Below are 15,706 nucleotides of genomic sequence, written 5' to 3'. Positions count from 1 at the left end.
TATAAATCTTTTTAGTTTTTATTTATAGTGTATCTAAAAAATGATTTTGAGCTTCTTTAATACCTAATTTAAAACACTCTTCAAGTTCTTGAAAAGTAAATAATGAGAAGTTTCTTATATGCTGACTTCCTAAATAGTAGTTTGTATTTTCCATTGAGTATTTATGGTTTTCGTGGAGTTGTTTAAAAAGGGATTTTTTTATCTCTTTTAGAGGATTTGATTTTTTAACTATTGTTTTATGCTCTTTTGCAAATAAATCTATTGCATAAATATCATAATTTTTGTCTTGAAGAGGTTTAATTGGAATATTATCAAATAATCCACCATCAATAAGATACATTCCTTCATAACTAACTGGTTTAAAAATAGGAACTAAAGCACTTGATGCTATACATAAAGTAATTGTATTCCCACTATTAAAATAGTGTAATTTTTTCTTTTTTAAATCATAAGCATTTATCCAAACAGGTTTTGGAATATCTTCAAGTTTTTCTATTGGAAGAAGTTCTTTTATGATTTTATTTGAGGCATCAATTCTTAGTAAACCATTTCTGAAATAGTTAAATTTCAGGGCTTGTCTTAACTCTTTTGAGCCAAAGATTTTTAGTTGTTCTTTTGCTTTTATTCCACTTGCATGGGAAGCACTTATAATTGCTCCAATAGATGAGCCACTATAAGCTTGGATTTCAATATTATGTTGTTCACAAAAATCTAACACACCCAAATGAAAAGCACCACGAGCAGCTCCACCACCAAGAACTAAAGCTAGGTTATTTGTTGGAATTTTCATTTGTTGTATCTTTTTCTAACCAATTAATTATCATAAATTCTCCATCAAAAGTTTCAACAATTGCCGTACAAGATTCAACCCAATCTCCACAATTTAAATATTCTATTTTATTTATATCTCTAATTTCAGCTTTGTGAATATGTCCACAAATAATACCATCATATCCTTTGTTTTTTGCATGATTTGATAAAACTGTTTCAAAGTCATTGATGAATGAAACAGAAGATTTTACACTATCTTTTATGTATTTTGAAAGGGACCAATATTTTTTAATACCTATAGTTTTTCGAATAAAATTTAGTATTGCATTTAGATGTAAAAGTAAGTCATATCCATAGTCACCTAAAACAGCTAACCATTTTTTAGTCATTGTAATTGAGTCAAAAAAATCACCGTGGGTTACATAATATTTTTTCCCATTTATTCCCATATATTCTAAATCATTTGTAATATTTAAAGAATTTCCTAAAAGTAAAGGTACAAAGGGTCTTAAAAACTCATCATGGTTACCAGTAATAAAAGTTACTTTTGTACCTTTTTTTGCTTTTTTTAATATTCTTTGAATTACGTCAGAGTGTGATTGAGGCCAGATTAATTTTCTTTTTATTGCCCAACCATCGACGATGTCTCCCACTAAAAATAACTCTTCACAATTATTGTGTTTCAAAAAATTTAGAAGAACTTTTGCCTTTGAAAAACGAGTTCCCAAATGAATATCTGATATAAAAATGCTTTTGTATTTCATCCAAGCATTTTAAATTTTTTTGGTTACAATTTATCGACAAAAATTAATAATCTTTTGCTAATAAACCATCTTTTACACCATTGTAAATTTCTTTATCACAAAGTAGATTTACTATTTCAAGTGCAAAAATCATTGCAGTTGCAGGTCCTCTTGAAGTAATTACATTACTATCAATAACAACATTATCATCTGCATGATAACCATTTTCTTTAATCTTTTTTTCAAAACTAGGGTAACAAGTATAATTTTCATTTAATACATCTGCTTTATGTAAAGCATAAGGAGCAGCACAAATAGCACCAATCTTTTTATTTTTGTTTTTAAACTCTTTTAATAATGATTGAACTTTTTTATTTTCTGCCAAAGTAAAAGCATTTGGTAATCCACCTGGTAAAACTATCATATCAAAATCATCACTAGAAATATTTTCTATTTTTTCATCTGAAATTATTTTTATACCATGTGCTCCACTAATTTCTAATCCTTCAACTCCTGCAATAGTTACTTTTATATTTGCACGTCTGCAAATATCAATTATTGAAATAGCTTCTATCTCTTCAAATCCATTTGATATAGTTATTAAAATGTTTGGCATATATTTTCCTTATAAATTTAATTGATTACATATTATTAAAATTTAAATTCTAAACTTGCATAATCTAGGATATAATCATTATTTTAAAGTAGTAAACAATCATTCAAGAATATCTAAGCAAACTTTAAATAGAATTTAAATAATTATGAAAAGGGGTTTTTAATGTTCAAAAGTATTCTTAAGACAAGTATATTAGCAGGTACATTTTTATTTTTTGTAACAGGATGTACAGTAAGTAGAAGTAGTGATCCTATTGCAAAAGAATATGATAAAGTACAAACTACTAAACAACATTTAGAAGTTGCTGCTGATATGCAAAAAAATGTAACTACTCAAAATACATTAGAATCAACAATAGCATCTTTAGCTGCTCAAATGCTACAAAATAAAAAGATGGATACGAATAAACCGATATTAATTACTTCTTTTGTTAGATTAGATGAGTTCAAAAAAACTACTGAATTTGGAAGAGTTGTGAGTGAAAGTTTGATAAATGAACTTTCAAATAGAGGTTTCGATATTACTGAATTTAGAGGTCAAATGGCTGTTTCTGTAAACGATGAAGGTGAATATTTTATCTCAAGAAAACCCCATGAGTTAAAAAATAAAATACCTAACACTTATGTTGTAGTAGGAACTTACTCAAGATTATCAGGTAAAATCATGTTAAATGCTAGAGTAATTGATAATATTACAGGTAAAATTATTACAAGTGCGAGAGCAACATACGAGCATGGTATTACAAATGATTGTATAATTTTTAAAGATTGTGCACCTGCTAGAACTATAAATATAGTAAAAGAACGATCATCAAAATGATATTTGAATTTTTAGGAAAATTGAAATTTGTAATATTTTCAATTTTCTTAGCCCTTTCTTTAACTTCTTGCGCATACAAAAATCCTATAAATGGATCAAATAATTTTCACTCTTTAGTCTCAAAACTTGTTGATGAATCTGCAAGTAAAATTAAAAGAAATATTTCACCACAAGAAGTTGTTTTAGTATCTGATTTTGTTAATTTAGATAAATTAAAAAATAAATCTCAATTAGGATTTTTACTTTCTAGTATGTTAAAAGATAGTTTAGTATCTCAAAATATTATTGTAAGAGAGATAGAACTTGGCAAAGAGTTTGAGTTTGGGGCAAATGGTTTTAATTTGTTAACACGAAATAAAGATAATATTGCATCAAATAAAATTACAAAAGAGAAGTATGCTGTTGTTGGGACGTATTCATTAACTAGTAAAAGTTTAAATGTGTTTATTAAATTAATTGATATTAGAAATGGAAATATTTTATCTTCGTCTTATGAAAGAACTGAAATTGATGATGAAATTTTAGATTTAGAAGGTGAGCGATTACAAAGTGAAAAACAACAAGAGAATAAAAAACCAACTCCAAGTTATCGTCCACATGTTGTTTTATAAAATATCTTGAATTAAAAACTGAGGAGTTATTTCTCCTCTAAACTCATTTTTACTCACACTTACAATTAAATCTAAATTTGAAGCTATATTTATATTTGAGTCATTAAATTTTAAAGCTTCAAATATAACTCCATCACTATTTAAAGTTAATTTTAAATGATTTTTATCACGACCAATTAAATCATATTTTACTAAAGTTGTATTTGAAATTTTAAAAATTGGTCTATGATTTTCTAAACCATAAGGTTCAAAATTTTCTATAATTGATAAAAATTCTAAATCAACACTTGATACATCAAGTTCACCTAAAGTAATAGGTTCTATATGCAAATCTTCTTTTGAGTTTTCTAATTCTTTATTTATAATACTTTTAAACTCTTCTAAGTTTTCTGCTTTTAAAGATAATCCTGCCGCATTTTTATGCCCGCCATATCCTAGTAATAAATGAGCTGCTTTAGTAATAATGTCATATAAATTTATATTTGCATTTGCCCTTGCACTTCCTTTTGCAATTCCATTATGAATTGAAAATATAAAAGCTGGTTTTTTGTGGGAATTCGATAACTTTGAAGCAACTATTCCAATTACTCCCTCATGCCAATTCTCACCCCAAACAATAACTGCATTATCTTTTTTATCAGTTTTTGCTTCTGCTTTTTTTGAAATCTCTTCTTGTAGAGTTTTTCTATAATTGTTTAATTCGTCTAAAAGTGATAATGATTCATTTGCAGCATTTGAGCTCTTTGAAAGTAAAAATGATAAGGCAACACTAGCATCATCCATTCTTCCTGCACTATTTAGTTTTGGAGCAATAAAAAATCCCACATCATCAGATACAAAAATCTCTTTTGACATAATTTCATTTAGTTTCTTGAAAGCTTCCCTTGATGAGGTTTTTATTTTTTTAAGACCTTGTTTTACAATGGTGTAATTGAGCGCGGTCATAGGCATAATATCAGCAATTATAGCAACACAAAGTAAATCAAGGAAGTTTGACATATTTACATCTAAATTCATCTCTTTTTTAATGGCTGCACATAAATACCAAGCAACTTGAGCGCCACAAATATCTTTGAATTCAAAGTTACAATCATGCTGCTTAGGATTTACTATTGCAAGTGCAATTGGAATTTTAGCTCCAACTGTATGATGATCAGTGATTATTAAATCAATATTTTTTTCTTTTAATTTAACAGAAGCATCATATGCAGAAATTCCATTATCAACAGTGATTACTAAACCTTCATTAATTAAATCAACAATTTTAGTAGATAAACCATATCCATGTTCAAACCTATTTGGAATAATATGATTTACTTTAACTCCAATTGTATTAAAAAAATCAAGCATAATTGTAGTTGAAATAACTCCATCAACATCGTAATCACCAACAATAGTAATGGTTTCTTTTTCTAAAATAGCTTTTTTGATTCTTTTACAAGCAATATCTATATCTTTGAATTTTTCAGGAGAGGGAAGGTCTGCAAGCTTTGAATAAGGATTATTCAAGTGTCTTGCAGATAGTAGTTCAAAAAGTCTACTTTTTGTGATTTTCGACATTATTTTCTTTTAGTTGCTTGTTTTACAAACTCTAAAATAATAGGATTTGGTGTCTCTAAATGTGATGTAAATTCTGGATGGAATTGAACTCCAACAAACCAAGGATGATCTTTTATTTCCACCGCTTCAATTAATCCATTTGATTGACCTGAAATAATCATTCCCGCATTTTCTAATACTTCTTTATATTTAGGATTAGCTTCATATCTGTGTCTGTGTCTTTCATAATAAACATCTTCATTTCCATATGCTTTTTGTAAATGAGTACCTTTTAATGGCTCAAATGGATATTCACCTAATCTCATTGTTCCACCCATTGGCGATTCATGAGTTCTTAATTGTTTATTTCCACTTTGGTCAATAAATTCATCAATTAAATAAATTAAAGGATTTTTTGTATCTGGATCAAATTCAATTGAGTTTGCATCTTCAATTCCTAATACATTTTTTGCAAATTCAAGAATTGCTAATTGCATTCCAAGACAAATTCCAAGATATGGAATTTTATTCTCTCTTGCATATTTAATAGCTGCTAGTTTTCCTTCAACACCTCTGTGTCCAAATCCACCAGCAACTAAGATAGCATCAGAATTTCCAATAATATCATAAGCTCCAACATCTTCAATTCTTTCACTATCACACCAATGAATATTTACTTTAGTACTTAAATGAGCACCTGCGTGAATAAGTGCTTCAATTAGTGATTTATAAGATTCTTTTAAATCTAAATATTTTCCAACAAAAGCGATTGTTACTTCACTTTGAGGAATTAAAATATTTTTAACTAAAGTATCCCATTTTTCCATATTTGGTTTGATTTTTATATTAAAATGTTCAGATAAAGGAGTTAAAATTCCTTCTTTAATAAATTGTAATGGAACTTGATAAATAGATTGTGCATCACCAGCTTCAATAACTGCATTTCTATCAATATCACAAGCTAATGCTAATTTATCTTTTAAATTTTTTGGTAATTCTCTTTCCGTTCTACAAACTAACATATGAGGAGTAATACCAATTCTTCTTAACTCTTGAACTGAATGTTGAGTTGGTTTAGTTTTAAGTTCACCCGCTGCTTTGATATAAGGCACTAAACTTAAGTGAATATTCATTGTATTAGTTTTTGGAAGTTCATGTCTAATAGATCTGATAGCCTCCATAAAAGGTAAGCCTTCAATATCTCCTACTGTTCCACCAAGTTCTATTATTAAAAATTCATTATCATCTGCTGCTGCGTAAATTCTTTCTTTTATTTCATCAACAACATGTGGAATAACTTGAATAGTTTTACCTAAATATCCACCTTCTCTTTCTCTTTTAATTACACTTTGGTAAACTTGTCCTGTTGTAAAACTATTTTTTTTAGTTAAAGTTTTATCAATAAATCTTTCGTAGTTTCCTAAATCTAAGTCTGTTTCAGCACCATCTGCTGTAACAAAAACTTCCCCATGTTCTAAAGGACTCATTGTTCCTGGGTCTACATTTAAGTAAGGGTCGATTTTAAGCATACTCACTTTAAAGCCTGATTGTTTTAATATTGTTGCAATAGAAGCAGAAGTTATACCTTTTCCTAGTGAACTAAGAACTCCACCTGTTACAAAAATGAATTTTGTCATTAAAAATACTCCATGAAATAGTTAATAAATATATAATCGCGATTGTATCTAAGTTTTGTTGATAAGTAAGTTAAGTTAGGCTAGATAAGAGATTTCTCTTATCTAGGTTTTATTGTTTTAATTTATCTAGTCTAGGGTAGATAAATACGGCTTTTCTGAGTACTACAACTTTTGTTGGATCTTCTTTTGCAAAGGCTTTAAGAGTAACTGTTATAGGTGTATCTTTAGTATTATCATTTACTAAGATTTTATCAGTTTCTAAAATAACTACTTTTTTTGCAAGTTTTCCTGGACTTAAAGTAAATGGTTCAAATCTAGTTATTTTAATATCTGGATTATCTACAATTTCTAAATCATAAGTCATCGGTTGTGATTCCGTATTTTGGAATAGAAGAACTAAACTATTACTTACAACATTGTTTTCTTTAACTTTGTAAAGTTGAGTAGTTTTATTAATATTTAAAAGCATATGCTCTTTTTCTCCACCCATTACAAATAAAAGCCCAATTACAACAACTAAAGCTACAAAATACATAACAGTTGATTTTCTAACCATTTGTGTAGGAATATTATTTTTTATTGCATTTGTACTAGACCATTGAACAAGAGATGGTTTTCCTAATTTCCCCATAACACTTGTACAGGCATCAACACATTCTAAACAGTTTATACATTCAAGTTGTAAACCTTTTCTAATATCAATATGTGTTGGACAAACTGTTACACATGATTCACATGTTGTACATTCATTTGTACTTTCAGGTAAATCTTTTGCTTTAAAAATGATTTTTTCTTTATGCTCATTATAAATTGTTCCACCTCTATTTGTAGAGTAAATGGCTTGATATGTATCATTATCGTATAAAACAGATTGAACTCTTGAATAAGGGCAGATATAAACACAAAAATCTTCTTTTAAAAATACAACATCATAAACTAAAAATGCGGCAATTGCTAAAACAAAACCAATTAAAAATAGATGTTCTGCTGGATTTTGTAAATATTCAAAGAAATCTTCAGGCGGAACAAAAAACCACATAAAGTCAGCTGCAGCAACAAGAGCTAAACATGACCAAATTATAAGCCCTATAACTTTTTTTGTTTTATTTTCAGCTTTTGATAAATCAGGTTCTTTTTGTTTATTTTTAATTCTTCTTAAACCTAAAAGTGTAGATTCAATTAAATCTCTATAAATTACCCTAAAAATAGTTTGTGGACATGCCCAACCACACCAAGCTCTTCCACCTAGCGAAGTTGCTGCAAAAATCCCTAAAAATAGGAGCATTAATAAAAATGGCATTAAATAAAGTTCTTGCATATCAAATGCTGTCCCAAGTAAATGCAACTGTTTTTTATCAAAAGAGAGTAAGAAAACATGATTCCCATCAATTCTAATAAAGGGCAAACTTAACGCAACAATACTAGCTATCATATAACCAATATATCTTCTGTATCTGTAAGGAGTTTTTTCTAAAAACTCATTTTTCTCGTTCATTATAAAACCTTTATAATTTTTTACAATTTTATATAAAGCAACCTTATAATTTGCATAATAAATTATAAGATTTAGTTATATAAAGATATTTGTGATAGTTATATTTGTGTTAATTTTTTGTATAAATCTATTTTTTCTTTTATTTCTAAAACTATTTTATCTAAGTTTGCAATTTTAAAATTGTTAATAGTTGGATAGTTTTTTATTACACTTTCAAATTGATTAATTAATTCTTTTAAATTTGTAAATTCTACAACTGGAAGATTTAATTCTGAAATTAATATTTCATCATAACTTTTATCAACTCTTTTAAATAATACAGGTTTATTACCACAGCTAAGTGATTCAAGTGCAGTTTGAAGTGAAGCTGTTAGAAGATATTTTGAGTTTTGAATAGTTTGAACATACTCTTCTTCATCAATTACATTTGAAAAATGATTAACAAGTATTTTTTCATTTCCTAAAAAGAAATAGTGTCCCATTAGCAGATTAATGTCAAACTTCTCAGATTCTTTTGCCACATCTAAAAAAAGGTTATTATAATCATCATCTCCAAAAAAAATAGTTTTTTCAAGTGTTGGATTCGAGATTTTTGTATAAATAGATTCATCAACAATGATCCCATTTAATTCTTCACCAATTTCATAAAGTAAAGAAGAAAATTCTTTCATCTCTTCTTTCATATTTTCATTTACTTCTGGTGTATCATAAACTAAAATATCACCTCTATTCATCATATTATGAAGATTTCTTGCAACATCAATATTTACATATTTTTTAACACCTAAATTATCTTTAGCAAATGCTCCTGCTCTAAAATCACTTGTACACAAAATTGGCTCAAATTCTTTTAATGCATTTGCAACTACAGCACATCTTTTTGTAGCTTCAAGTCCGATTGTATGGCCACTTTTAGCATATAAATAAACTTGCATATTAAGCTTCTTTTTGCTTAATATTTATATTTAAATGAATAATATCCAAAGCTGCAGGTGTAATTCCAGAAATTAAACTTGCATTAAAAAGTGTTGGCGGTTTGTGCTTTTCTAGCTTCTCAATAACTTCATTCGATAATCCAGCTAATCCTTTGAAAGAGAAGTTTTCAGGGATAGTTGTTTTCAACATCTTTTTCATTTTTTCAATTTGTTTTTGTTGTTTTTGAATATATCTATAATATTTTGCTTCAATAATGATTTGTTCTTTTAAATACTCATCAATATGCGCTAAACTTGGAACTAATTTATCAAATTTAGGAGCATCAATAGTGCTTCTTCCTATTAAATCTACAAGTAAAACTTTATCATTGATTTTTTCTTCATCAATTGACTCAAGAAGTTCTAAAGTCTCTTTTTTAGAAGTTAGCCATTCATTTGCCATAAATTCAATTGCATCATTTAAAACTTTTCTTTTGTTTTCAACTTTTGCCATTGTAATATCATCTATTAATCCAAGATTATGACCATATTGACTTAGTCTTAAATCAGCATTTTCTTCTCTTAAAAGAAGTCTATATTCAGCACGTGATGTAAACATTCTATATGGTTCATTAGTTCCTTTTGTAACTAAATCATCAATTAAAACTCCAATATATGCTTCATCACGTCTAAGAATGAATGGTTCTTTTCCATCAATTGCAAGTGCTGCATTAATTCCCGCCATTAATCCTTGCGCTGCTGCTTCTTCATAACCTGTTGTTGCATTTATTTGCCCAGCATTATAAAGATTTTTGATTTTCTTAGTTTCAAGGGTATGTTTTAACTCAGTTGGATCAATATAATCATACTCAATTGCATATCCATATCTAACAATCTTTGCATTTTCAAGACCTTTTATTGAGTGAATCATATCTTTTTGAACATCAATTGGTAAAGAAGTACTAAGACCATTTATATAATACTCTGTACACATAGCAGTTTGAGGTTCTAAAAATAGTTGGTGTCTATCACGTTCTGAAAATCTATTTACTTTATCTTCAATACTTGGACAATATCTTGGTCCTAATCCCTCAATTTGCCCTGTAAAAAGTGGCGCTCGATAAAAGTTTGAAGAGATTTTTTCATGTGTATTTAGATTTGTGTATGTGATATAACATGGAAATTGTGTTGGAGCAAATTTTGATTTATCAGTTCTAAATGAAAATGGAGATGGATTTACATCACCACCGTGCATATCCATAACTGAAAAATCAATAGAGTTTGCATCAATTCTTGATGGAGTTCCTGTTTTTAGTCTTCCAACATTTAATCCTAACTCTTTTAATTGAATTGATAAAGTACTTGATGGTAATTCCCAAGCTCTTCCTGCATCATATCTATTTTCACCAATGTGAATAAGTCCTCTCATAAAAGTACCAGTTGTTATGATAACTTTTTTAGAAGTGAATTGTTCAGTTAATTTTGTTTTAACTCCATAAACTTCGTTTTTATCATTTACTAAAAGTGAAGATACTTCATCTTGATAAACTTCTAAATTAGGAGTATTATGACAAACTTTTCTCATATACTCTCTATATTTATCCATATCAATTTGCGCTCGACTTCCTTGAACTGCTGCACCTTTACTAGCATTTAGTATTCTAAATTGAATACCTGCAGTATCTGTACAAAGTCCCATTTCTCCACCAATCGCATCAAGTTCTCGAACTAAATGCCCTTTAGCAAGTCCACCAACAGCTGGATTACAACTAGCTGCTCCAATTTGTTCTACTAACATAGTTATTAAAAGAGTTTTTTTACCCATTCTTGCACTTGCTAGTGATGCTTCAATTCCTGCATGACCACCACCAACAACGATTACGTCATAATCCATATTATTCCTTATATGTTTTTTTGTGATTTTATATTTGGGAAATTTCTTAGATAAATGTTTTCTTCCACTTATCTAAGAAATTTACGAAAAGTAGTTAAAATTAGCTTCTTAACAATTTTTAGATATTATACCTAAAATTTATCAAAAGGTTTTTTAAGTGTTTACAGGACTTATAAGAGAGATGGCAAAGGTTGTTAGTTTTCAAAACAATTATTTGACACTAAAAGCTAAATATCAGCCAAAAATAGGGGATTCAATTGCTATTAATGGAGCTTGTTTAACAGTTGTAAAAGTAACAAGTGGTACATTTAGTGTTGAACTATCACCAGAATCTCAAAAAATCCTTGCAATGGAAAACTATAAAGATGAAGTTCATATGGAACCTGCGATGATGATGGGTGATAGATTTGAAGGGCATATTGTTCAAGGGCATGTTGATTGTTTAGGAACAGTTAAATCTATTAAATCAAATGGAAATTCAACGGATTTTTTTATCTCATTACCAAATGAATATTTAAAATTTATAATTCCAAAAGGAAGTGTTACTATTGATGGAGTTTCATTAACTGTAAATGAAGTTTTAAAAGATTCTTTTAGACTTACGATTATTCCTCATACAATACAAAATACTTTATTTAAAAGATACAAAGTGGGAACAAAAGTAAATCTTGAAACGGATATGTTTGCTAGATATATTTACAATATGTTCAAAAGAAGTGAAAAAACTTTATCTTGGGATGATGTTGATAAGGTTATGGCTAGTTATTAGAAGATTTTTTATTTTCTACTGGCACTTCATTTTTAGGAGTTTCTTTTTTTACTACATTATAGTTTGTAAACTCACCAGTGCTTTTATAAGTGTAAAAATACTTTTTCTTTAGAACATTTACATAAGGTTTTACGGTTGCAATTTTCATGTCTGCTAGGTCTGTAACTTGAATAACTCTTCCAACTTTTAAACCTTCAAAAAAGATATTATCCATACCTGATGTTATAACTTCATCACCTTTTTTTATTTCAGCCCAAACAGGTATAAATTTTATTTCTAATTCATCTTGATTTTTAGATGAAGTAATAATTCCAGGAGCTTTTTCTTCGCCAACAAAAACAGCATAAGAGCACTCTTTATTTCCATTTAATAATCCAACTGCGTGACCATTTTTATTTACAACAATTCCAGCTGAATAGTTATCTGTAATAAGACCTAAAATTGTGTCATTTTCTATTTCTTTATCTAACCAAACTTTTGTAAAATCATTATAATTTATGTAAGAAAGAACTTTTACAATTTCAATTTTAGATTTGTTTTCTGGAACATCAATATTTACTAAAAATTCTTTTAAAGTATGTAGTTGATTTTGTACGTTTGTGTACAATATTTTGTATTCTTTTAATTCTGTATTTTCAACTTTTAACTTCTCAATTGTTTCCGCTTGATTAAAATGCTTCTCAAAAGATGTAGAAAAATTAATAACTTTACTAATATATAAATTCTTAAAGTCATTTAGAAAAGTGAATTTTTTAATTAGCAGTTCATCTATCTCAAAAAGATAAGATAAACCTGCAATTATAAAAAGTAATGCAAAAATGAATTTACGCATTAGTAATTAGTTTAAGTAACTCTGGTTCGTCAAGAACTTGACTTGTTCCATATGCAACTGATAATAAAGGCTCATTTGCAATTTTAACTGGAAGTCTAATAATATCACTTAGATATACATCTAATCCTCTTATTAATGCTCCACCACCTGTGATGATTACTCCATTATCAACAATATCACTTGCTAAATCTGGAGGCATATTTTCAAGAACACTTTTAATTGATGAAACAATCTCTTTTAATGGTTCTTTTATTGCAATTCTTACACCTTCACTTCCTAATTCAATAGTTGAAAGTAATCCAGAATTATCTCTTCCTTTTACTTTCATTTTTAATTCAGTATCAAGTTTAATTGCCGTTCCAATTTCTATTTTGATGTTTTCAGCAGTTCTTTCACCAATAAATAAGTTGTAATTTTGTCTTACGTGTTCAATAATAGATTTATCAAATTTATCACCAGCAACTTTTATAGATTTACAAAGTACTAAACCTCCAAGTGATGTAACACCAATTTCAGTTGTTCCTCCACCAATATCTACAACAATATATCCAGCTGGATCAGATACTGGAATTCCAGCACCAATTGCAGCTGCCATTGGTTCTTCTACTAGGAATACTTCTCTTGCTCCTGCGCTCATAGCTGATTCTTCAACTGCTTTTTTTTCAACTTGAGTAATTCCATAAGGAATACAAATAATAATTCTTGGACGAATAAATGATTTTCTAGAGTGTGCTTTTTCAATAAAATATCTAATCATTCTTTCAGTCATCTCAAAATCGGCAATTACACCATCTTGCATAGGACGAACAGCTTGAATATTTAAAGGAGTTTTTCCAATCATTTGTTTAGCTTCTTGACCAACTGCTAAAATTCTATCTTTTCCATGTTTATCACTTTGAACCGCAACAACTGATGGTTCATTTATAATTATACCTTTACCTCTTACTGAAACAATCGTATTTGCTGTTCCCAAGTCAATTGCCATATCACTTGAAAAAAGACCTATTAATTTATCTAAAAACACTTTTTTATCCTTTCTATGCTACTTTTGGTTCTTTTATTTTAAGAACAACATCTTTTGAAATAGTTATTGTTTTATTTTTATATTTTGGTAGATCAAACATTATATCTAACATAATATCTTCTAAGATTGAACGTAATCCTCTTGCCCCAGTTTTTCTAATAATTGCAAGTTTTGCTAATTCTTTTAACGCATCTTTTTCAAATTCAAGTTTAACATCATCCATTTGAAATAGTTTGATATATTGTTTGATTAGCGCATTTTTTGGTTCAGTTAAAATATGAACCATATCGTCTTCTGTAATTTCATTTAAAGTTGCAACCATATGAAGTCTTCCTATTAATTCAGGAATTAAACCATATTTTACTAAATCATCCGCTTCAACTTTTGATAAAACTTTATCGTGGTCATTTTTACCTTTTTTATCTTGATTGAAACCTAGTATATTTCCACCATGCTTTTTCTTGATAATATCTTCTAACCCATCAAAAGCTCCACCACAAATGAATAAAATATTTGTAGTATCAACTTGAAGTGCATCTTGACCAGGATGTTTTCTTCCACCTTTTGGTGGAACATTTACAACAGCACCCTCAACAATTTTTAATAAAGCTTGTTGAACACCCTCTCCTGAAACATCTCTCGTAATTGATCTGTTTTCACTCATACGAGCAACTTTATCAACTTCATCAATAAATATTATTCCTCGTTCAGCTTTTTTAATATCACCATCTGCGGCTTGAACAAGTCTAGTTACTACATTTTCAACATCATCACCAACATAACCAGCTTCTGTTAAACTTGTTGCATCAGCTATTGCTAAAGGAACATCAAGATATTTAGAAATAGTTTGGGCAAGTAGAGTTTTCCCTGAACCTGTTGGTCCTATTAAAAGTACATTAGATTTATTTAGTTCTGTATCATCATCAATTTCATTATGTCTAAAAATTCTTTTATAGTGATTATAAACAGCAACTGAAAGAACTTTTTTAGCTCTATCTTGTCCTATTACATATTCATCTAATATTTTTTTAAGTTCAGCAGGAGTTTTAATTTTAATCTCTTTTGTTTCCGCTGGAGTAATTTTATTATTTAAATCTTCTACTGGAAGATTTCCATTCATTATTTCATTTGCAGCTGTTACACAAGCTTTACAAATACAAGCGTTATCTCCCGCAATTACAGGATTATCTTTTGTGTCTGTTGCACCACAAAAATCACATATAATCTTACTCATTTTATACCTATTTACTTTCTGTTAAAAGGAATACCTCGTTTTGTATTTAATACAAAACTTGCTAATTCTTTTACATGTTTATTTTCATCTGTTTCAAATAATTCTCGTGCTACTTCTTGAAGAGGTTTTCCTAATTCAAAAAGTTCTTTGTAAGCATGTTTTATTGCGTCAATATCTTCTCTATTATCAAATCTTCTTCTTAATCCAGTTAGATTTAATCCTCTTAGAACTGCTTTATTCCCCTCTGCTAAACAAAATGGAGGAATATCTTGAGCAACTGCTGATGCTCCACCTATCATTACTTGAGTTCCAATTTTACAAAATTGATGAATTGGAGTTAATCCACCAACTACAACAAAATCATCACATTCAACGTGACCTGCAAGTGTTGCACCATTTGCAAAAATACAATTATCTCCAATGATACAATCATGGGCAACATGAACATAACCCATAAATAGATTATTGCTACCAATTTTTGTAATAGAGCCCCCACCAATTGTTCCTGGGTTGAAAAGAGTATACTCTCTTATTTTATTATTGTCTCCAATAATTAATTCAACATCTTCACCGTTGAATTTTAAATCTTGAGGAATTGTTCCAATTGATGCATGAGAAAAGATATGATTATTTTTACCAATAGTAGTTTTTCCATCAATCAAAGTGTGAGAATCTACAATTGTTCCATCACCAATTTTTACATTTTTACCAATAATTGTAAAAGCTCCAATAGTGATATTATCACCTAAAATTGCACCTTCTTCAATTATTGCTGTTTTGTGAATATTATTCATTTATTTGCCTATTT

The 15,706-nt window shown here is 28.6% G+C and carries 15 protein-coding genes; 3 read left to right on the top strand and 12 right to left on the bottom strand.

Annotated features, from left to right (window positions below; all coding sequences use genetic code 11):
- Nucleotides 1-22 precede the first annotated feature (22 nt).
- Genes ASUIS_RS12985 through ASUIS_RS12975 form a run of 3 tightly spaced genes read right to left on the bottom strand, consistent with a single transcriptional unit; the run spans nt 23 to nt 2,130 of the window.
- The gene (locus ASUIS_RS12985; protein ID WP_192894427.1) at nt 23-790 is read right to left on the bottom strand and encodes a patatin-like phospholipase family protein; all 768 of its coding nucleotides are present in this window, start codon (nt 788-790) and stop codon (nt 23-25) included.
- Nucleotides 771-1,535, bottom strand: coding sequence for a UDP-2,3-diacylglucosamine diphosphatase (locus ASUIS_RS12980; RefSeq protein WP_118887503.1), 765 nt, complete (start codon nt 1,533-1,535; stop codon nt 771-773). The genes ASUIS_RS12985 and ASUIS_RS12980 overlap by 20 nt, the downstream gene beginning before the upstream one ends.
- 43 nt (nt 1,536-1,578) lie before the next feature.
- Nucleotides 1,579-2,130, bottom strand: a complete 552-nt coding sequence (locus ASUIS_RS12975; RefSeq protein WP_118887502.1) for a DJ-1 family glyoxalase III — start codon at nt 2,128-2,130, stop codon at nt 1,579-1,581.
- 162 nt (nt 2,131-2,292) lie between these two features.
- On the opposite strand from ASUIS_RS12975, the gene ASUIS_RS12970 reads away from it, so the two are divergent.
- Together ASUIS_RS12970 and ASUIS_RS12965 are read left to right on the top strand one after the other, a co-directional pair.
- Complete coding sequence (locus ASUIS_RS12970; protein ID WP_118887501.1) at nt 2,293-2,949, top strand: FlgO family outer membrane protein; 657 nt, start codon at nt 2,293-2,295, stop codon at nt 2,947-2,949.
- Nucleotides 2,950-2,969: 20 nt separating this feature from the next.
- Entirely contained in the window at nt 2,970-3,560 is a 591-nt protein-coding gene (locus ASUIS_RS12965) for a FlgO family outer membrane protein (RefSeq protein WP_226799929.1), read from the top strand.
- Here ASUIS_RS12965 and recJ read toward each other — a convergent pair.
- The 5 genes from recJ to mnmG all read right to left on the bottom strand — a co-directional run bounded on the left by recJ (nt 3,555) and on the right by mnmG (nt 11,039).
- Nucleotides 3,555-5,120: a single-stranded-DNA-specific exonuclease RecJ gene (recJ, locus tag ASUIS_RS12960; protein ID WP_118887499.1), complete on the bottom strand. Its 1,566-nt coding sequence runs from the start codon at nt 5,118-5,120 to the stop codon at nt 3,555-3,557. The genes ASUIS_RS12965 and recJ overlap by 6 nt on opposite strands.
- Nucleotides 5,120-6,736 carry a CTP synthase gene (locus ASUIS_RS12955; RefSeq protein WP_118887498.1) on the bottom strand — a complete coding sequence of 539 codons (1,617 nt, stop codon included), beginning with the start codon at nt 6,734-6,736 and terminating at the stop codon, nt 5,120-5,122. Before ASUIS_RS12955 ends, recJ begins: the two co-directional genes overlap by 1 nt.
- A 109-nt stretch (nt 6,737-6,845) precedes the next feature.
- Nucleotides 6,846-8,231 carry a cytochrome c oxidase accessory protein CcoG gene (gene ccoG / locus ASUIS_RS12950; RefSeq protein WP_118887497.1) on the bottom strand — a complete coding sequence of 462 codons (1,386 nt, stop codon included), beginning with the start codon at nt 8,229-8,231 and terminating at the stop codon, nt 6,846-6,848.
- A 98-nt stretch (nt 8,232-8,329) separates the two neighbouring features.
- Complete coding sequence (locus tag ASUIS_RS12945) at nt 8,330-9,166, bottom strand: hypothetical protein (RefSeq protein ID WP_118887496.1); 837 nt, start codon at nt 9,164-9,166, stop codon at nt 8,330-8,332.
- 1 nt (nt 9,167) lies between these two features.
- Nucleotides 9,168-11,039, bottom strand: coding sequence for a tRNA uridine-5-carboxymethylaminomethyl(34) synthesis enzyme MnmG (gene mnmG, locus ASUIS_RS12940; protein WP_118887495.1), 1,872 nt, complete (start codon nt 11,037-11,039; stop codon nt 9,168-9,170).
- A 157-nt stretch (nt 11,040-11,196) separates the two neighbouring features.
- On the opposite strand from mnmG, the gene ribE reads away from it, so the two are divergent.
- A complete protein-coding gene (gene ribE, locus ASUIS_RS12935) occupies nt 11,197-11,808 on the top strand; it encodes a riboflavin synthase (RefSeq protein WP_118887494.1) in 612 nt (203 codons plus the stop codon).
- On the opposite strand, the gene mreC is transcribed toward ribE, so the two are convergent.
- Genes mreC through lpxA form a run of 4 tightly spaced genes read right to left on the bottom strand, consistent with a single transcriptional unit; the run spans nt 11,798 to nt 15,692 of the window.
- On the bottom strand, nt 11,798-12,640 hold the full coding sequence (gene mreC, locus ASUIS_RS12930) for a rod shape-determining protein MreC (protein ID WP_118887493.1): 843 nt from the start codon (nt 12,638-12,640) through the stop codon (nt 11,798-11,800). The two genes, ribE and mreC, sit on opposite strands and share 11 nt — an antisense overlap.
- Nucleotides 12,633-13,664: a rod shape-determining protein gene (locus ASUIS_RS12925; protein ID WP_118887492.1), complete on the bottom strand. Its 1,032-nt coding sequence runs from the start codon at nt 13,662-13,664 to the stop codon at nt 12,633-12,635. Before ASUIS_RS12925 ends, mreC begins: the two co-directional genes overlap by 8 nt.
- Before the next feature lie 13 nt (nt 13,665-13,677).
- Nucleotides 13,678-14,898 (bottom strand): ATP-dependent Clp protease ATP-binding subunit ClpX, encoded by a 1,221-nt coding sequence (gene clpX, locus ASUIS_RS12920; protein WP_118887491.1) that lies wholly within the window; start codon nt 14,896-14,898, stop codon nt 13,678-13,680.
- A gap of 11 nt (nt 14,899-14,909) precedes the next feature.
- Nucleotides 14,910-15,692 (bottom strand): acyl-ACP--UDP-N-acetylglucosamine O-acyltransferase, encoded by a 783-nt coding sequence (gene lpxA, locus ASUIS_RS12915; protein WP_118887490.1) that lies wholly within the window; start codon nt 15,690-15,692, stop codon nt 14,910-14,912.
- Nucleotides 15,693-15,706 lie beyond the last annotated feature (14 nt).

The organism is Arcobacter suis CECT 7833, assembly GCF_003544815.1.
Classification (GTDB): Bacteria; Campylobacterota; Campylobacteria; order Campylobacterales; family Arcobacteraceae; genus Aliarcobacter; species Aliarcobacter suis.
This window is presented reverse-complemented; position numbering and strand designations above follow the sequence as displayed.